Here is an 18,331-nt window from a genome sequence, read left to right as displayed (position 1 = left end):
TATGGAGTTAATCATATATTTGCTGATTGGCGCAATTGCTGGATTTGCTGCGGGGCTATTTGGTGTTGGCGGTGGCCTAATTATTGTGCCAATTTTATATATTGTCTTTACTCAAATGAATTATGACCCGAATGTCATTATGCATATTGCAGTTGGAACATCGTTAGCAACCATTATTGTGACTTCGATTAGTTCGGTGATGGCACATCATAAAAAAGGGGCGGTTCTTTGGTCGGTATTCCGTAATTTGGCACCAGGCTTAGTGCTCGGTTCATTCCTTGGTGCCGGTGTTGCTGATTTGATGTCAGGACAGCACTTACAGTTAGTGATTGGTGTCTTTGCTGTATGGATGGCTTACAAGATGTTTAGAGGTGCAAATGCGGTGGTTGATCCAAATCGTCATTTACCGTCAGCGCCTTTACAACTTGCCGCAGGTGGTGGCATTGGGGTGGCATCCGCGATTTTTGGGATTGGTGGCGGTAGCCTTACAGTACCTTATCTCAATCGACATGGTGTCGTGATGCAAAAAGCTGTTGCGACTTCAGCAGCCTGTGGTTTGCCAATTGCAGTGGCAGGTGCACTGGGCTTTATGTGGTTTGGGGCCAAAGAACAGATTGAAGTGCCGAATACCATTGGCTATGTGCATATCTATGCTTTCTTGGGGATCAGTGTGATGAGTTTTATCACCGCAAAATTTGGTGCCAAAGTTGCACATCGTTTATCGCCAGCCATGCTGAAAAAATGTTTTGCTGGTCTATTAGTGGTCGTCGGTAGCTACTTTATTTATAAAGGGCTGATTTAAGCATGTGTTAGTTGGTGAGCCCATAATGTACTTCAATGGTGGCAATCAAGGTTTCGACCAGAAGAAGTACATCATCTTGCTGACGTGCGTCGATAAAGAACATTGGGTAATTCAGTTCTTTGGCTTTCAGCCAGTCACGATAAATCGATAAAGTTCGTTCTGGCATACGGTCGATATGGGTAATTGCAATCACAATATTATTGCCAAACGGTTGGAAAGCCTGAATGTATTGCTCTAAATCTAGTAGCGGATTTTCAGCAGCATGGTCAATCATGACAATGGTGCCAATAGCGCCTTTACAGATCACGGCCCAAATAAAATCAAAGCGGTCTTGTCCAGGCGTGCCGTATAAACCGACTTTAACTCCATCATCCAAAGTCAATTCACCATAATCTATTCCAACGGTGGTAAGTAACTTTTCATGTGACTCGGTATCGGTATTGAGTGCTTCAGTACTCAGCACTTCAATTTCAGACAAGGCTTTGATCGCCGTGGATTTACCTGAACCCATGGTGCCACCGAAGACAATTTTATATTGATGTAAAATCATAGAAGCATCCTCGATTAAAAGCCTAAACGATGTCGTAAGCGACCAAATAGTTTTTTCATAAAATGCTGTTCTGTTTCACTTTGCTGAGTTTGCGGTCGATATTTTGCCTGTTGATCTTTAATCAGCGTTCCACACTGTGCTCCCAAGCATGCTGCAACAAAGTGTCTGACTTTCTGTTCGGGTAGATTCAATTGACTGGCAACAGTCGTGATTTGTGCGCCTTGGGCAAAGCACGCTGACATACGCAAGATATCTTGACGATCAATTTTATTTTTGGGCTGTGGCCACATTTCTAGATAAAAACTGGAAGCAGATGGTGGGCATAGCTCCTCAAAGTCCATTGATGTCCAAAGTAAATGCCATAACCATTGTTTTAAATCTTGTTGAGCCGCATCTGCAATCCAATGCTGATCATTTTGCGTGGCATAGGTGTAATTCAAGCTCGGATCAGTTTGAAAAGACTGAAATTCTGGATTTTGCCATAGCCATTGATTACGCGGATCGGCAATGGCGAGTAGTCCTTGGTTATCAAACAACTGAAGCTTGCCATTTTTAGGATTTTGGATTTCTTGCAACACGTCTTTAATTTGTTTGCGATGAAAGGTTGGCACATCTTCATTTTCAATATGTTCTGATGTTTGATTTAAGTGTTCATTCAGATGAAGGCTCAGCCAATGATGTAAAGAATGAAGATGATTAAGTGGCAGAAATAGGGTGTCATCTTCGATGGCACTATGTTTATCTTTATCATTGGCAATCTTGAGTACATTGATCTTATTATTTTGCAGTAGGCTTTTGATATTGGGTGAATCAAAAAACATATGATTGATCATGAGGATATCAAGCTGAGGCTCTGCAATATTGCTCCAATTGATTTGGACATGATGAGGCACAGCGGTTTGAACCTGCTGTTTTAACTCATTCAAGGTTCTGAGACTGAGTCCAAAAATGGCAATATTAATGGCTTGATGAACACCCATGTTATGACTCATCTATATGTGTACTGTGTAATTCGAAGGGAAGCTTGAAATGCGATATCTTTAATGAAAATATTATTTTTTGTGAATTGCATCAATAAAAATGCGATGAAAGAAAATTTTTCAGATATGCGGTTAAATAAGAATAAAAAGGTTAAATATTTGATATTAAATACAGAAAAACTGACTTTTTAGTACATATTGAGAATTATTATTTGGTTTTTTAGCACGATTGGCTTAAAAAGCAATAAAATTGTCAGACAATGATATAGAATTTATGCGGTGAGATCAGTTAAAACAAAAAAGCGCAAATAGCATTGGATCAATGCGTATAACAAAGATAGCGAGGGGCTCATGAATCTCGAAGAGGCTGATAGTCTTTCTGAACAGATTGCAAAATATATTAGTGAACAAATTATTAGTGGTGAGCTGGTTGAAGGCGAACGTATTCAAGAGCTACGCATTGCGAAAGAATTAGACGTCAGTCGTGGTTCGGTTCGTGAAGCATTGCTGTTACTTGAACGTACTTATTTAATTGAAATTTTCCCGCGTCGTGGTGCAATTGTTTCAGAAATGTCGGCTCAACAAGTCAAAGCATTATTCGATACCAATGTGATGGTGCTTGGACATATTGTGCAGCGCATTAGTGAAACTTGGCGAGTCAATGAAGCGGAGCAATTACAAGCTTTATTGGATCAATTGGTCGAGTTTGTCCGCGCGGGCGATATCGAAAAATTTTACGATGCGATCTTTAAATATCTGGCTGAACAGCATGATATGGTAGCGAATCCCTATCTGATGCAATTCTATAAAGAACTCCTACCATCATTACGCCGTAGCTATTTTTTGACCTTAAATACTTCACGTCGAGAGTTACAAGAATCGTTTACCCTGTTTAAGTTGGTGATTGATGCTATTTTGATCCGAAAATCACAACAAGCTGCTTTATTTATGGAAGATTTTTGTCGACACTTGCGCAACCTTGTGTTGGAATCTCTGACACGTATGAAACAGATTGAATTGGCTTGGGCTAGACGCTCACGCCGCTAGTTAGGGCAATATGCGTTTAAGCAGTTTAAAACTTTCAGGCTTTAAATCTTTCGCCGATAGTACAACATTACATTTTAAGGCCAATCGTACTGCGGTGGTTGGGCCGAACGGTTGTGGTAAATCAAATGTCATTGATGCGATTCGCTGGGTTATGGGCGAGTCCAACGCACGTCAATTGCGTGGCGGTAGCATGCAGGATGTCATCTTTACCGGGACAGCCAAGCGTAAACCTGTTGGTGTCGCCAGTGTAGAACTTCGTTTTGACAATACTTATGGAAAATTAGGCGGCGCTTATAATGCTTATAGCGAGCTGGCCGTCCGTCGCCAAGTCACCCGTGAAGGTAAATCTGAATACTTCCTGAATGGCACGCGTTGCCGTCGTCGTGATATCACCGATATTTTCTTGGGTACAGGTTTAGGGCCGCGTTCTTATGCGGTGATTGAGCAGGGCATGATTAACCGTTTGGTCGATGCCAAGCCTGAAGAAATGCGTGTGTTTATTGAAGAAGCGGCAGGGGTATCACGTTATCAGGCACGTCGTCGTGAAACCTTGCAGCACTTAGAGCATACTGAACAGAATCTGGCACGTTTAGACGATATTGCCGCTGAACTAAAATCCCAACTTAGAAGCTTAAAGCGTCAATCTGAAGCTGCGATTCAATACAAAACCTTGGAAGGTCAGATCCGTACTTTAAAAATCGAGATTCTTTCATTTCAAGCCAATCAAAGTCAAAAGTTACAACAAGAATATACTGTTGAAATGACGGCGCTGGGTGAAAACTTTAAGTTGGTCCGTTCAGAATCACAGACCATTGAACATGACCTTGAAGCCACCAGTGCTTTATTCCAACGCTTAATTCAGCAATCTTCGCCTTTGCAGCATGAATGGCAACAGGCCGAGAAAAAGCTGTCTGAATTAAAAATGACCTTGGAACAAAAACAGAGTTTATTCCAGCAAAACAGCAGTAGCTTGCTACAACTTGAGCAGCAGAAAGTACAAACCAAAGAGCGTTTGCAACTCTCTGAATTACAAGTTGAAACTCTAAGCACCCAATTTGATGAGCAAAATGAAAGTTTGCTTGCCTTAGAGCAGCATACACAAACGGCTGAGCAAAATTTTACAGATGTTCAAGTACAACACAAGCAAGCACAACAGCAATTTGAACAACTGAAAACCCAAGTCGATCAGCAACAACAAAAAAAGTTGCAGATGGCAGCGCAAATTGAACAGTTGGGTAAGAATGTTCTGCGCATTGAGCAGCAAAAGCAGACCTTGCAAACGCAAACAACTCAGATCCGTGCTCAGGTTCAGGATGATGAACAGGCGCAGTTAGAACAATTACAGCAGCAACTGCAACAGGAAATAATTGCGTTAGAAACCGCGATTGAGCAATTACAACAGGATGTTCAGACACAGCAAGATCAACAACAGTTGCAGAAGGCTGATGTGCAGAGTTTGAAAACTGAGATTCAGGTTTTATTGGCTGAGCAAAAGAACTTAAATCAGCTCGTCGCAAAGCAAAGCCCGAAGCATGATCAAAACGCAGTTCGATTGATGCAAAGCCTACGGTTGAGCACTCAAGCTAAAGCGCATGCAAACATTATTGAGAAGTTCTTGGCCAAGTGGCTGCAAGCGCATGTACTGGATGGTGAACAATCATTTCAGGAAGGTGTGGCGCGTCAGTTAAAAAATCCCTCTTGCGGAACTACAACTGTTCCTCATCCCTTTGATAAAGGACTTGCGAAGCAAGGCTTCTCATCCCCTCTTTCTCAAAGAGGGGTTAGGGGAGATTTAAAATATCTATCAGACTGGATCGAAGCCCCCCAATCTTCACTCTGGGCCAATGTAGCAGTAGCAGAGAATTTAGCGCTTGCATTGGAACATCAAGGGGATCTCCAGCAAGCACAATCTATTCTGACGCTTGATGGTTATCATGTGGGTGCCGATTGGGTGATTGCGCTGCACTATGATGAAGACAGTCAAACTGCGCAGGGCATGCTCAGTCATCAAGTGCGCTTAGAGGAAATTGAACAGCAACTGGCACAGAAACAACCACAGTTGCTTGATCTAGAAAGTCAATTTTCTCAACAATTACAGGCTTTGCAACAGCAGCAACATCGTTTGCAGCAACAACAGCAAAGTCTGAAGCAAAAGCAAAAAGAGTTACAACAGTTCGACGTGCAAATTGCCAAATTGCAAAGTACAGCGCAGGCTTTTGTATTGCAGCAACAGCAATTGGCCGATCAGTTGAAACAACTTGATGCGCAGCTTGAAGAAGATGCGATGCAGCGTGATGATCTGGAAATTGATCTGCATGCATTAGCAATCAAATTAGAAGCTGTATTGCCGAATTATAAAACTTTGCAATTTCAGGTGGAAAACTTGAATGAGCAGTTGGATGAGCAGCAACAACAGTTGACTCAACAGCAGCAGCAACGTGAAGCTTTACGTCGTCAAACCTCGCAAGCCAATCAGCAAATTGAGTTATTGGAAAAAGATATCTCGTTCCTGAAAACACAATATCGTCAAATCATTGAACAAATTGAGCAGGCCAAGAAGTTTGTTGACCCAATTCAGCTTGAACTACCCAATTTAGAGTCGCAATTCCACGAGCAATTTCAGCAAACCGAAAAGCTGCAAAAAACGTGGAATGAGTGGCAACTTGAATTGAATCAAGTGCAAGAGAAACAGCAGCAACTGACTGAACAACGCCATCTAGCTCAACAGAAAGACGAGCAGGTGCGTGAGCAGTTGGAACAAAAACGCTTGGCTTGGCAGGCGGCGAAATCAGATCGTGAACATTATCTGGAACAGCTGAAAGAACTCAATGCGGAGGCTTTATCTGATGTGTCGATTGAAATTAAAGATCATCAGCAGAAACTGGAAAAAGCACAGCAGCAATTTGAGAAAATTGGTGCGGTGAATTTGGCAGCGTCGCTAGAATATGAGGAAGTGTCGCAACGTTTTGATGAACTGAGTCACCAGATGCAGGATCTACAAAATACGGTTGATCAGCTCAAAGACGCGATGAAAAGCATTGATCAGGAAACCCGTAAACTGTTTATGACTACTTTTGATCAGGTCAATCAAGAGTTACAACTGCTATTTCCAAAGGTATTTGGTGGTGGTGAAGCGGCTTTAAGCCTTGAAGATGATTGGCAGTCTGGGGTCAAACTGATGGCGCGCCCACCTGGCAAGCGTAACAGTTCCTTGGCCTTGCTTTCAGGTGGTGAAAAGACCCTAACGGCTTTGGCTTTGGTGTTTGCAATCTTTAGATTGAACCCTGCACCGTTCTGCGTATTGGACGAAGTTGATGCGCCGCTTGATGATGCCAATGTACAACGGTATTGTAATTTGGTAAAAGAGCTTTCTGAACAAGTGCAATTCATTTACATTACACATAATAAATTGGCGATGACAATGGCAACTGATTTACTTGGAGTCACCATGCCAGAGCCAGGTACATCAAAATTAGTGACTGTCGATTTAGAACAGGCAAAAGAATACGGGTTAGTTGCGGAGTCTTAGTATGGAAATGAATACAATAATAGGCATTGTTGCCGCCGTTGCGATTATGCTCGTTGGTTTAATCATGATTTTAAGAAAACCAAAACCAGTTGAGCCGTCATTAGAAGCAGATTTATATATTAATCCTGAGAGTCAGCAGCCTGTGATTCCACGTCACGTACGTGACCAGCTTTTACAAAATGAAGTAGTGGCCACAACTGAGCGTGTTGAGCCAAGTTTAAATACTGAAGCAATTGTATCGGAGCCTGTGGCAGAGCAAACAGTTGAAGCGGCTGGTGTTGAAACAAAAACGACGGAAATCGAACAAACTGCTAAAGCAGATGAGGTGGTTGAAGCTGTAGCAGAGGTCGAAGCGGCTCAAAAAGATGAGATAGTCGCAGCTGAAGCAGAAACAACAGTGGCCTCTGAAAATGTAGAAGCTACAGAGAAAGCAGAGGAAAGCAAAGCGGAAACTGAGCTCAGCCTAAATCCAAATATTGAAACCGTCGCGATTGAAGAGTTTGATGGCGAAAGTAATATTCTGGATGTACATTTACATGAACAGCAACGCTATGATGATGAAAGTGCTTTAGCAACCGCAGAGCAAATCATTGCCCTGAATGTTTATCCGAATCCACGTCGTGCCTTATCAGGTGATAAAGCACTGAAAGTATTATTGAAATACGGTTTACGTTTCGGTGAAATGTCATGTTTCCATCGTTATGAAAATACCGATGAGCCAAGTGCCTTGATGTTCTCGGTATTGCGTATGACGGATAATGGTCCTGCAGGTTTTGATTTGGAAACTTTATCGGGAGAGCAGGTACAAGGTCTTGCATTCTTCTTGGCTTTACCAAACAGCAAAGCAGTTACGGGTTATGACATGATGACTAGTATTGCAGGCTTAATTGCGCGTGAAGTCGATGGTAAAGTCTATGATGAAAACAATTTAGAGTTTACGCCGCAGTTGAAGGAACATTGGCGTCATCATGTGATTGATTATCGTCCAAATCAAGCAACCGTCTAATGAATCTTTTATAATAAATTTAGTAAAAATTATAGGGCGGTTTTTCCGCCCTTTTATATGGTGAAATTTAAATGGAACACAACTCAGTCATTGAGCAAATGCGTCAGTTGATTCAACTGATTGCAAAACACAATCATGCTTACTATGTGATGGATCAACCCTCCATTTCTGATAGTGAATATGACCATTTATTTCATCAACTGAAAGTCTTAGAACAACAATATCCAGAATGTATTCAGGCGGATACCCCAACCAATAAAGTCGGTGGTCAAGCGCTGTCAAAATTTGAAAGTGTGACTCATGCGGTGCCGATGCTGTCATTAGGCAATGTCTTTAATCAGGAAGACCTGTTTGCCTTTGCGCGTCGTATTGATGAGCGTTTACCGAATCAAAAAGTCCAGTATGACGTTGAACTTAAACTTGATGGTTTAGCGATTTCACTGTGGTATGAAAATGGTGTCTTGGTTCGTGGTGTGACCCGTGGCGATGGCGAGACTGGTGAAGACATTACCCAGAATGTTAAAACCATTCGAAATTTGCCGAAAGTATTATCCAGTCAGTATCAAGCTATTCCAGAGTTTCTTGAGGTTCGTGGTGAAGTGTTGATGCCAAAGCAAGGCTTTGAAAAGCTCAATGCTGATCAAGAAGCCAAAGGAGATAAGACCTTTGCCAATCCACGTAATGCCGCAGCAGGAAGCCTGCGTCAGCTAGACCCAAATATCGCAGCTTCACGTCCATTGGCGTTCTATGCCTATGGGATTGCGCAATGTCAGCCCAATCATGGCCTTGAAACCATGCATGACAGCCTGCACTGGTTAACCCGATTTGGTTTTGAAATTGCAGAACGTCAATTTTTGTGTGCTTCGATTGAAGAAGTACAACAACGCTATGAACAGATTCAACAAGAGCGTCCAGACCTCAAAGTTGAAATTGACGGCATGGTCATCAAGGTGGATAGCCTTAAACAGCAACAACAATTGGGTTTCTTGAGTCGTGAACCCCGTTGGGCAACGGCTTATAAATTCCCTGCGCAGGCAGCACTGACCAAAGTTGAAAATATTGATTGGCAAGTAGGTCGTACTGGAACACTAACCCCTGTTGCACGTTTAGCACCCGTCTTTGTTGGTGGGGTAACGGTGTCTAATGTGACCTTGCATAATATTGGCGAAATCCATCGTTTAGATGTGCGTGTTGGCGATACTGTCAGTGTCTACCGTACTGGTGATGTGATTCCAAAAGTTGAGAAAGTTTGGGCTGAGTTCCGACCTGCCGATGCAGAGATGGTTCATCTTCCGACCAATTGTCCAGTCTGTGATTCACCTGTAGTGATGCCAGAAGGTGAGGCCTTGGCACGTTGTTCAGGTGGCCTGTATTGTGCAGCACAACGGATTGAAGCCATTCGTCACTTTGTTTCACGTAAAGCACTGGATATTGAGGGCTTGGGCGATCGTTGGGTCGAGTCACTGTTACACCTCGATCTACTCAAAGATGTGGCTGATATTTATCATTTGCATGAGCATCGCGACACCTTATTGACCATCGAAAAAATGGGTGAGAAATCCGTTCAGAACTTGATTGATGCGATTGAAGCGAGCAAGAAAACCACTTTGGCGCGTTTTATCTATGCCTTGGGAATTCGCGGTGTCGGTGAAACCACAGCACGTATGCTCGCCAATACTTTCCAGACGCTTGAAGCGTTGAAAGCTGCGGATATTGAAGCACTGAAGAAAACCCCTGATGTCGGTGATATTACCGCAGAATGGATTGCCGACTTTTTCCAAGCACCACATAACGTCGAAGTGTTAGATCGTTTAATGGCAGCAGGCATTCATTGGGATGCTCCGACTGCACCAACGCGTCAGCCTTTGAATGGTGAGAGTTGGGTGGTCACAGGTACATTAGAAAGCATGGGCCGTGATGAAGCAACGCAGAAACTTCAAGCCTTGGGTGCGCGTGTTAGTGGTAGTGTTTCCAGTAAAACCAAATGTGTAGTTGCTGGTGAGAAAGCGGGTAGTAAGCTGGATAAAGCACAGAAGTTAGACATTCGAGTCTTGAATGAGCAAGAGTTCTTAGAGTTTTTGCAGCAGTATGAAGCCTGATTCTTTATTTAAATGATAAAAAAGGCGGCATTTATGCCGCCTTTTTTCTGATATTAAATATATTTTTTCACAATACCATCATCCAGCAATTGCTGAAAATGTTCACAGACACTCTCACGCACATCGCGATATTCAATGCCGAGTTCTTTGACGCTACGTTGCGCATTAAAATAAATTGGATAGCCCATATTCAATTTTACAAACTCACGTGAATGACCGAGAACAGGTGCTACAAAAGCAAAAGCAGTCTTTGGCACAGTAAAGTGTGGGAATGGGAATTTATAACCAAACTTTTGTGTGAGTGCTTTGCCCATATCTAGCAAACTGAGTGTGCCACCACAAATGATATAACGGCCTTGTGCCTGTGGATTTAATGCTGCAGCGACATGCGCATCGGCAACATCACGTACATCGACAATACCATTCCACATCGGCGGCACACCAAACAAGGTGGTGCCATTACCAAACTGTTGTAATACTTCAATACTACCAGACTGACTCGCATCGGTGAGGGAAGGTCCCATCACTAAGGCGGGGTTAATACAGACTAAATCCCAGCGGTTCTGTTGTTCAGCCATTTCCCATGCTTTGCGCTCAGCAGCAACTTTTGAATAGGGGTAGGGTTGATGGGTTTCGCTGCTGGTATTGTTCCAGTGGCTTTCATCAAACTCATTGTTGGCGGTATTTTGAATCTCAACTGCATCGCCATAGGTTGAAGCAATGCTTGACGTTAGCACCACACGTTTGACCGATTCAGTGCGATTAACGCTATTTAATACGTTTTCTGTGCCTTTCACCGCAGGCTCAATAATGTCTTTGACTGCATCTTTATAATTGGTCACCACAAATGGAGATGCGGTATGAATCACGATTTCACAATCTTGCATTGCATCATCAAATGAACGCGGTTCAAGCAAATCTGCTTTAAAAAATTCAATCTTCCCAGAAGATTGATCTGCCAGATCGTACAAATGTTGAATCTTATTTTTCTTTGATGGGTCACGCACTGTGGCATGAACTGTATAGCCTTGATTCAACAGACGTTCAATAATCCAGCCTGCAATATAACCCGTCGCGCCAGTGACCAAAATTGGTTTGCTTTTATCCATTGTGGTTTCCACATTATGTTTTTGTGATTGCTGTTATTTACCGAATTTTGCTTAAACAAACAACAGCTGAGCAGTCATTTTTTATGATTTTTTGATCAAAACATCAGCGGAATAAGAAGCATTGCTAATGGTTACAAAAAATCAAACAAATGATTTTCAATAGGATTATCTCTTTTTAAAGTGATAAATGATATGCAAAGGCTTATTTTATTTAGATAAATTGAGCTAATTAGAACTGTAAATGCGTATGTTTCTCATTTTAATTTTATAAAAATCATAAGCTTACACACTTTTGTTTTTGCAATTCTATTGTAACTTGGCCATAATATTGTCATTCGATAGGAGTAAGTATTATGCGTGGCAATCCAGAAGTCATCGACTATTTAAATATGCTCATTGGCGGTGAATTGGCTGCTCGTGATCAATATTTAATTCATTCAAGAATGTATGAAGATTGGGGTTTGAGCAAAATCTACGAGCGTATTGATCATGAAATGCAAGAAGAAGCATCTCATGCGGATTCAATCATTCGTCGTGTGTTGTTCTTAGGTGCTCAACCAAATATGAACCGTGAAGACATCAACGTCGGTAACGATGTTGTCAGTTGCTTAAAAGCGGATTTAGCACTTGAATACCATGTGCGTGAAAAATTGGCTGTGGGTATTAAGCTGTGTGAAGAAAAAGGCGATTTTATTAGCCGTGATATGTTGCGTCAGCAGCTTTCTGATACAGAAGAAGATCATACTTATTGGTTAGAAAAGCAATTACGTTTAATTGAATTGATTGGTTTGCAGAATTATATTCAATCACAAATTTAATCGATCTGATTGAACTTGTGATGCATAAAAAGAGAACTTCAAATGAAGTTCTCTTTTTATTTTAGGGGGACAAATTGTTTACTTAACTGTTCGACTTAGATTTAGAATTTTTTACTATAGTTCACGAATAAACGGTCTTCACCAAAGTCATTGCCGTGTTTCACATCATAGTCAATGCGGATGTATTGCAGCGCAAAGCCTTTGAGATAAGGTTGTTGAAAAGCATAGTTCACAATAATATTGGACTCGGTTTCATGATTTTTCTCACCATTGGCAGCTTTAAAATCATGACCATAGACATATTTCACCATCGCATTCAGCCCAGGCACATAGTCCTTAAAATCATAGCCATACATCAGGTGATAAGACTTTTCATTCTTTTTAAAGAAGCCTGTGGCATTCCAGTTGATAAAATAGGTTTCAGGCAGGAAACCATCAGGTAATGGATAAGCAGACTCCCCGATAATCTGTTGATAGCCCAAACCAAAGGACTGATTCTTCACTTTCAGCATTTCCAAGATTCCAATATTTTGGGCATCAATATCAAAGTTACTGCCATCATTTTTGGCATTGAAATATTTAAACTTAGAATTCAGGGTGAAGATGGCTTGTTTCCACGTATGGTCTAACCCCAAGTAATGTTTATTATAGAGGTCTTCTAAATTGCCAAAGTAGTATTCGGCTTTTAACGATGGCGTGAGTTGATAGCGTAGATCCAGATAATTCAAACCATCAGAATATTCAGTTTTGCCATTGGCAGTAAAAGAAAATTTCTTAAAATCTTCTTCATTACGCGGTGACACTTTGGTGACTCGGCCTATTTCTGCATAGAGTTGATCAGAAAGTTGTGACTTTAAATTGGTCCCCCAATATGATGCCAACAACTGGCGACTGGCATCTACCGCCGTCACAGGAAGATCCAGCCAGAGTTCACCGACACTGAGCAGTGTTTTGTCATAGCCCAGTTTGAGGGTCGCACCATATTTTAAATAATCAGAGGCTTGTGATTGGGTTTGGGGATCAAAGGGCAACACCGTATCCGCCACATGCTTATCCTTGCTTAAACGTACCGCATATTGCACCGAAGCATCTGCCCCGATGGTGATTGGTTTATCCGCGATTTGTAGGGGGGTATCCTGCATATTTGACTTGTAAAATAAAGACGCCGCTTGTGACCAACTGCCTGTATCTTTCAGGCTCGGATTGTCATAGTCACGATTAATATAGGCATTTTTAAGCGTGAATTTCCATTGATCTTGAGTTGGCTGAGCTGTCTCCGCAGCCAAAGCAACCGAGCTAGACCAACTGCCCATTGCCAGTAAGGTTGCAACCGTTAAACGCGTAGGGGAAAAGCGCTGTAATAATTTCATAATCCATATCCGAAGTTAGTGCGCCAGTCCTCGGCGCACATGGTTTTATTGCTGAGTCAGTGAAGATTGTGGGTTAAAGCTCTTCGCAGGTTGAGCCGCAACCGAGACTTTTAAATTCACCAAGAAGATGGCGAGAGCCGCAATAATGCCGGGAATCGCGATGGCGAGAAAATTCATTTGATGAGGCAATTCAAAGGTCAGCAGAGCACCAGTGAGCACAGGGCCGATGATGGCACCGATTCGGCCAATACCCGAAGCCCATCCCATCCCAGTTGAACGTACTGCGGTTGGGTAGAATTGCGCCACAAAGGTATAGAGCAGAATCTGTGAGCCAATGGTGGCTGCGCCTGCGATTGCAATCAGGCTGTATAAAATAAATTGTGGGCTATTAAAACCCAGTAAGATTAGGGCAGCAGCACCAATCACAAACATGCTGGTAATGACGGGTTTTAAGTGGAATTTATCCGCTAATGCACCACCGCCAATCGCGCCAACCATACCTCCAATATTCAGTGCAAACAGGAACAGCATACTGGCACCTAAAGAATAACCCGCCTGTAGCATCAGTTTTGGTAACCAACTACCTAGTGCATAAACCATCAATAAGCACATAAAGAAGGCTACCCAAAACATAAAGGTGCTGAAACTACGACCTTGTTGGAAGAGGGCGCGAACGGGCGCATCAGTCGTGGTACTTTCATTTAGAACCAATTCTGAATGATTGCTTAATTCAGTTTCAGGTGCGATTTTACTGACAATCATTTTGGCTTGATCGTGATGATTCGATTTCACTAAGAAAGCCAATGATTCAGGCAGAAATTTCCAGATCACAGGCAGTAGTAACAGCGGAATACCTGCAATTAAAAACATGATTTGCCAGCCCATATCTTTGACTAACCATGCACCCAGTAAGGCAGAGCTCATCCCGCCAATGGCATAGCCACTAAACATCAGTGCGACTAAGGTACTGCGGATTTTTTTCGGTGCATATTCGGTCATCAGTGCGACAACGTTTGGCATCACACCACCAATGCCAAGCCCTGCGATAAAACGTAAAATGGCAAATTCAGTGGGGCTTTTTGCAAAAGCACCTAAGAAGGTAAAGCCACTGAATAAAGTGACACAGATCAGAATGGTTTTTTTACGCCCCAGTTTGTCTGAGAGCGTGCCAAAAATCATGGCACCAAACATCATCCCGAACAAAGCTGCACTGGCAAGCAATCCAGCTTGCACGGCAGTCAGTGACCATTGCTGCATCAGCAAAGGTAAGGCGACCCCATAAATAACCAGATCGTAACCGTCAAAAATAATAATAATGAGACACCAGATTAATACTTTCCAGTGAAATGCCGTAAAACGGGCTTTATCAATAATGTCATTAATATTGACCTTATGTGTATCCATTGCTTCACCTCCAATTTGTGAAGTACCGAGTTATTTTTTATTAAGCTATTTTGTTATTGGGTGAGAGTCAAAAACCTAATTGATATATCTTTATGTCTTTAAGGTATTGTGATTTTATTTACTTAATACATTGAAATTTATGTGTTTATTATTTTTGATTTAATTTCTTTTTAAATATGGTTGAAATATTAAATGGTGAGAATTTTAGCTATTTTATGGTGTTTAAATCTTATTTTTTATAATTGAAAAATCACTAAATAAACTTATGGTGTGATTAAAATAAGTCAGATTATTTTATTTTACCTATTGGTTAAAATAATGAGGAGCATTTAATTAAGTTGAATGAGGGTGAGATTTTAAAGTGAGGTTTAAAAAATTGCCTTACTGAATTTTGATTGCTCAGCGTTAGTGGGCAAAGTTGTCTGTTATTCGAAAGTAAGGCGGAGAGTCGAGGGAGTTGTTCTCTTTTTTCTTAAGCGGATTGTGTTGTAACACGTTGAGTGAGAATGAAATGAGCAATTACCCCAATGCAAATACCCCAAAACACAGAGCTTAATCCTAAAAAATGCATGCCTGAAGCTGTGGCCAGAAAGGTAATCAGTGCGGCATCGCGCTGTTGGTCATTTTTCATAGCAACGGCAATATTGGTGGAAATTGCACCCAGCAAAGCCAAGCCTGCTAACGCAGCAACCAATTCTTTCGGCAGTAAACTAAACAGCATCACAATACTGCCCGCAAACAGTCCGCCCAGAATATAAAAAATTCCATTGGCAATCCCTGCGATATAGCGTTTTTCTTTCAGTTCATGTGCATCTTTGCCCATACATAACGCTGCTGTAATGGATGCGAGGACGATAGTAATACCGCCAACACAAGCCACGGCTAAAGAGGCAATACTGGTTGCACTGATAATAGGTTTGGCTGGTGTGTCATAACCACTCAGTTTCATAATTGCCATACCAGGTAAAAATTGACCAGTTAGACTCACGAGAATCAAGGGCAGTGCTAGATTCAAGGTCGAGTTCCATGTCCATTCAGGGCTGATCCATTGTGGAATAGCAAGGTTAAAACTGATATCAACAGGATTCATTTTACCCAGAATCAAGCTTAATAAAATTCCAGCAGCCAATACCCAAATCATGGTGTAGCGCGGCATCAGCCGTTTAGCGACCAGAAACACAATTAACATGCTAAACACAATCAGTGGCATGCTATCTGTGGCTGTAAACAGATTAATGCCAAATTGGAACAAGATGCCTGCCATCATGCCTGCGGCAACATCTTGAGGAATCCATTTCAGTAGTTTGTCAAAACAGCCTGTAATCCCAATCAGAAAAATTACAATGGCAGAAGTGATATAGGCGGCAACCGCTTCATTCAGTGAGATGTTGGGGAAGAGTGTGACCAATAATGCCGTTCCGGGTGCAGACCACGCGGTAATCACGGGGGTTTTATATTTAATGGAGAGATAAATCCCAGCAACTGCCGCACCGATGGAAATGCCCCAAATCCATGACACCATCATCTCTGTCGAGACATGGGCACGTTGCGCTGCCTGAAAGAAAATAATCAGTGGCCCAGAATAGGAAATCAGCACTGCAAGAAAACCCGCAACCGTGGCTGAAATGGACCAATCTTGTTTTAATGTTTTGAATAGTGTCGACATTCGTTGATGGCCTCCATGCACATCCTGTACTTTATCTGAAATGCAAAAGATCAGGCTTAACCCTGATCTCCACCTCCCACTGGGATGACGCTGCCTGTGATATAGGAGGCATCATCGGATGCAATAAAGACAATCGCTTTGACTTGTTCCTCAATATTGCCATAGCGTCCCATAAAGGTACGGTCTATGGTTTGATCCACCACTTGTTGCATCCAGTCTTTTTCATTTTGACTGAGTGGGTTGTTATTGCGTGGTACTTTACGAGGTGGTGCTTCGGTTCCACCTGTGGCAATGGCATTGACCCGAATTCCATCTTTGGCATGTTCAAAGGCCAGCGACGCTGTCAGCGCATTGACTCCACCTTTGGCTGCCGAGTAGGGAATCCGGTTAATCCCGCGAGTCGCAATCGATGAAACATTGACGATAACACCTGCCTGTTGCTGAATCATTGCAGGCAAGATCGCTCGGCAGCACCATAAAGTCGGAAACAACGAGCGATTCACTTCCTTGATAATTTCCTCTTCAGAAAACTCCTGAAAAGGTTTCATCCAGATTGCACCACCAACATTGTTGATCAGCACATCGACCCGGCCAAAATGTTCAATGGCTCTGCTAACGACGCTTTGTGCACCTGCAAAGCTTTCCAGATCGGCTTGAATGGTCATGGCATCAGCCCCTAAGGCTTTGACTTCGGCTAGTACCTCTTGCACATAATCGGAAAGATCAGCCAGAACCAGTTGGGCACCTTCTGCCGCCAGTTGTAGTGCAACACCACGACCAATGCCCTGAGCACTGCCTGTGACAATTACCACTTTATGCTTAAATCTTTGAGTTTGAGACATGGCTTGGTTTTCCTGTAGCTATTAATTCGCAGAGAACTTTTCGAACAGGAAATTGGCTGGTTTGATCTGTTCAGCATCTAACCAGCCACGAACGGCTTCGACCATCGGTACAGGACCACACAGATAAACATCAACATCGCCACTGTTTAGCCATTCAGATTCGATATGTCCTGTGACATAACCTTTACGCGCATGTTGACTGTCAGGATGTGCAACGACTGTTCGATATTCAAACCAAGGGAATTTCGCCTGTAATTCGGCTAATTTTTCCAAAGCCACCAGATCAAAATCGTTGGTCACGCCAAAGACTAAGCGCACAGGCTGTTCTGAACCTTTTTCTTCCAGCACCTGTAGCATCGACATAAAAGGGGCAATGCCTGTACCACCTGCCAGCATCAACACAGGACGAGTGACATTACGTAGATAGAAACTGCCAAATGGCCCTGTAAAACTCATCTTGTCGCCTGCTTGCGCAGCCTTGCTTAAGAAATCGCTCATTTTTCCGTTTGGGACATTACGCACTACAAAGCCAGTTAAACGGTTGCCCGGCTTTGAGCTAAATGAATATGAACGGGTTTCACCTGTTTCAGGAATAGCGACATTCACATACTGTCCTGCAAGGAAGTGAATATCGGGCTGACCTTCATCCAGTTGAATATCGAAGCTAATGGTTGAGTCGGAAAGATTTTCTACCCGAGCCAATGTGCCTTGGAAAGAATGAATTTCGGTTTTACATACATCAGATGAGGCCTGAATTTGGAATACAGCATCTGAGTTTGGACGGCATTGGCATGCCAAAATATAACCTTGTTCTGCTTCTTCTGGGGTAAGGGCGTCTTCGATATAGCTTTCTTCTGGCATGTCATAACTGCCAGATTCGCAGAATGCACGGCAAGTACCACAGGCACCGTCACGGCAGTCTAAGGGGATATTAATTTTTTGACGATAGGCTGCATCAGACAGGGTTTCACCTTGAGCAACACTGATAAAACGTGTCACACCATCTTCAAATTGAAGTGCTACATTGTGGTTTGACATGAGACGTATCCTACAAAAATAATTTAAATTTGGGACCTCAGCCAACAGTCCGTTTGACTGAGGAGACTTAT

General features: G+C 42.5%; 14 protein-coding genes. 6 read left to right on the top strand and 8 right to left on the bottom strand.

The genetic code is table 11. The features are described from left to right. The first annotated feature begins 1 nt into the window (after position 1). On the top strand, positions 2–802 hold the full coding sequence (locus tag GBI66_RS10215) for a sulfite exporter TauE/SafE family protein (protein WP_151716009.1): 801 nt from the start codon (positions 2–4) through the stop codon (positions 800–802). 7 nt (positions 803–809) lie between these two features. On the opposite strand, the gene GBI66_RS10210 is transcribed toward GBI66_RS10215, so the two are convergent. Together GBI66_RS10210 and GBI66_RS10205 are read right to left on the bottom strand one after the other, a co-directional pair. Beyond that, positions 810–1,352 carry an ATP/GTP-binding protein gene (locus GBI66_RS10210; protein WP_151716008.1) on the bottom strand — a complete coding sequence of 181 codons (543 nt, stop codon included), beginning with the start codon at positions 1,350–1,352 and terminating at the stop codon, positions 810–812. 14 nt (positions 1,353–1,366) lie between these two features. Next, a complete protein-coding gene (locus tag GBI66_RS10205; protein ID WP_151716007.1) occupies positions 1,367–2,332 on the bottom strand; it encodes a hypothetical protein in 966 nt (321 codons plus the stop codon). Positions 2,333–2,683: 351 nt separating this feature from the next. Between GBI66_RS10205 and GBI66_RS10200 the strand changes: the two genes are divergently transcribed. From GBI66_RS10200 to ligA, 4 genes are all read left to right on the top strand, one after another. After that, entirely contained in the window at positions 2,684–3,379 is a 696-nt protein-coding gene (locus GBI66_RS10200) for a GntR family transcriptional regulator (RefSeq protein WP_005151133.1), read from the top strand. Between the two features lie 10 nt (positions 3,380–3,389). Then, the gene (gene smc / locus GBI66_RS10195; RefSeq protein WP_151716006.1) at positions 3,390–6,908 is read left to right on the top strand and encodes a chromosome segregation protein SMC; all 3,519 of its coding nucleotides are present in this window, start codon (positions 3,390–3,392) and stop codon (positions 6,906–6,908) included. A 1-nt stretch (position 6,909) separates the two neighbouring features. Further along, complete coding sequence (locus GBI66_RS10190) at positions 6,910–7,914, top strand: cell division protein ZipA C-terminal FtsZ-binding domain-containing protein (RefSeq protein ID WP_151716005.1); 1,005 nt, start codon at positions 6,910–6,912, stop codon at positions 7,912–7,914. Between the two features lie 71 nt (positions 7,915–7,985). After that, positions 7,986–10,013, top strand: a complete 2,028-nt coding sequence (gene ligA, locus GBI66_RS10185; RefSeq protein ID WP_151716004.1) for an NAD-dependent DNA ligase LigA — start codon at positions 7,986–7,988, stop codon at positions 10,011–10,013. A gap of 53 nt (positions 10,014–10,066) precedes the next feature. Here the strand turns inward: ligA and GBI66_RS10180 are convergent, their stop codons facing one another. After that, positions 10,067–11,122, bottom strand: a complete 1,056-nt coding sequence (locus tag GBI66_RS10180) for an aldehyde reductase (protein WP_151716003.1) — start codon at positions 11,120–11,122, stop codon at positions 10,067–10,069. Between the two features lie 353 nt (positions 11,123–11,475). On the opposite strand from GBI66_RS10180, the gene bfr reads away from it, so the two are divergent. Then, the gene (gene bfr / locus GBI66_RS10175) at positions 11,476–11,940 is read left to right on the top strand and encodes a bacterioferritin (protein WP_005191131.1); all 465 of its coding nucleotides are present in this window, start codon (positions 11,476–11,478) and stop codon (positions 11,938–11,940) included. A gap of 101 nt (positions 11,941–12,041) precedes the next feature. Here bfr and GBI66_RS10170 read toward each other — a convergent pair whose 3' ends face one another. From GBI66_RS10170 to benC, 5 genes are all read right to left on the bottom strand, one after another. After that, positions 12,042–13,310: an OprD family outer membrane porin gene (locus tag GBI66_RS10170; RefSeq protein WP_151716002.1), complete on the bottom strand. Its 1,269-nt coding sequence runs from the start codon at positions 13,308–13,310 to the stop codon at positions 12,042–12,044. A gap of 45 nt (positions 13,311–13,355) precedes the next feature. Continuing rightward, positions 13,356–14,714, bottom strand: a complete 1,359-nt coding sequence (locus GBI66_RS10165; protein ID WP_151716001.1) for an MFS transporter — start codon at positions 14,712–14,714, stop codon at positions 13,356–13,358. 472 nt (positions 14,715–15,186) lie between these two features. Continuing rightward, complete coding sequence (gene benE, locus GBI66_RS10160) at positions 15,187–16,380, bottom strand: benzoate/H(+) symporter BenE (RefSeq protein WP_151716000.1); 1,194 nt, start codon at positions 16,378–16,380, stop codon at positions 15,187–15,189. A 56-nt stretch (positions 16,381–16,436) separates the two neighbouring features. Next, positions 16,437–17,222: a benzoate diol dehydrogenase BenD gene (benD, locus tag GBI66_RS10155; RefSeq protein WP_151715999.1), complete on the bottom strand. Its 786-nt coding sequence runs from the start codon at positions 17,220–17,222 to the stop codon at positions 16,437–16,439. A 21-nt stretch (positions 17,223–17,243) separates the two neighbouring features. Then, the gene (benC, locus tag GBI66_RS10150) at positions 17,244–18,260 is read right to left on the bottom strand and encodes a benzoate 1,2-dioxygenase electron transfer component BenC (protein ID WP_151715998.1); all 1,017 of its coding nucleotides are present in this window, start codon (positions 18,258–18,260) and stop codon (positions 17,244–17,246) included. Positions 18,261–18,331 lie beyond the last annotated feature (71 nt).

Origin of the sequence: Acinetobacter sp. TUM15071 (assembly GCF_008980925.1) — a bacterium.
Lineage (GTDB): Bacteria > Pseudomonadota > Gammaproteobacteria > Pseudomonadales > Moraxellaceae > Acinetobacter > Acinetobacter dispersus.
Note: the sequence above shows the minus strand (reverse complement) of the source record. Positions and strands in the feature narration are given on the sequence as shown.

Coding starts and splice junctions, on each gene's coding strand:
- GBI66_RS10215 (WP_151716009.1), top strand. CDS start 2: ATGGAGTTAATCATATATTTGCTGATTGGCGCAATTGCTGGATTTGCT.
- GBI66_RS10190 (WP_151716005.1), top strand. CDS start 6,910: ATGGAAATGAATACAATAATAGGCATTGTTGCCGCCGTTGCGATTATG.
- smc (WP_151716006.1), top strand. CDS start 3,390: ATGCGTTTAAGCAGTTTAAAACTTTCAGGCTTTAAATCTTTCGCCGAT.
- benD (WP_151715999.1), bottom strand. CDS start 17,222: ATGTCTCAAACTCAAAGATTTAAGCATAAAGTGGTAATTGTCACAGGC.
- GBI66_RS10200 (WP_005151133.1), top strand. CDS start 2,684: ATGAATCTCGAAGAGGCTGATAGTCTTTCTGAACAGATTGCAAAATAT.
- GBI66_RS10170 (WP_151716002.1), bottom strand. CDS start 13,310: ATGAAATTATTACAGCGCTTTTCCCCTACGCGTTTAACGGTTGCAACC.
- GBI66_RS10205 (WP_151716007.1), bottom strand. CDS start 2,332: ATGGGTGTTCATCAAGCCATTAATATTGCCATTTTTGGACTCAGTCTC.
- GBI66_RS10165 (WP_151716001.1), bottom strand. CDS start 14,714: ATGGATACACATAAGGTCAATATTAATGACATTATTGATAAAGCCCGT.
- GBI66_RS10180 (WP_151716003.1), bottom strand. CDS start 11,122: ATGGATAAAAGCAAACCAATTTTGGTCACTGGCGCGACGGGTTATATT.
- bfr (WP_005191131.1), top strand. CDS start 11,476: ATGCGTGGCAATCCAGAAGTCATCGACTATTTAAATATGCTCATTGGC.
- ligA (WP_151716004.1), top strand. CDS start 7,986: ATGGAACACAACTCAGTCATTGAGCAAATGCGTCAGTTGATTCAACTG.
- benC (WP_151715998.1), bottom strand. CDS start 18,260: ATGTCAAACCACAATGTAGCACTTCAATTTGAAGATGGTGTGACACGT.
- benE (WP_151716000.1), bottom strand. CDS start 16,380: ATGTCGACACTATTCAAAACATTAAAACAAGATTGGTCCATTTCAGCC.
- GBI66_RS10210 (WP_151716008.1), bottom strand. CDS start 1,352: ATGATTTTACATCAATATAAAATTGTCTTCGGTGGCACCATGGGTTCA.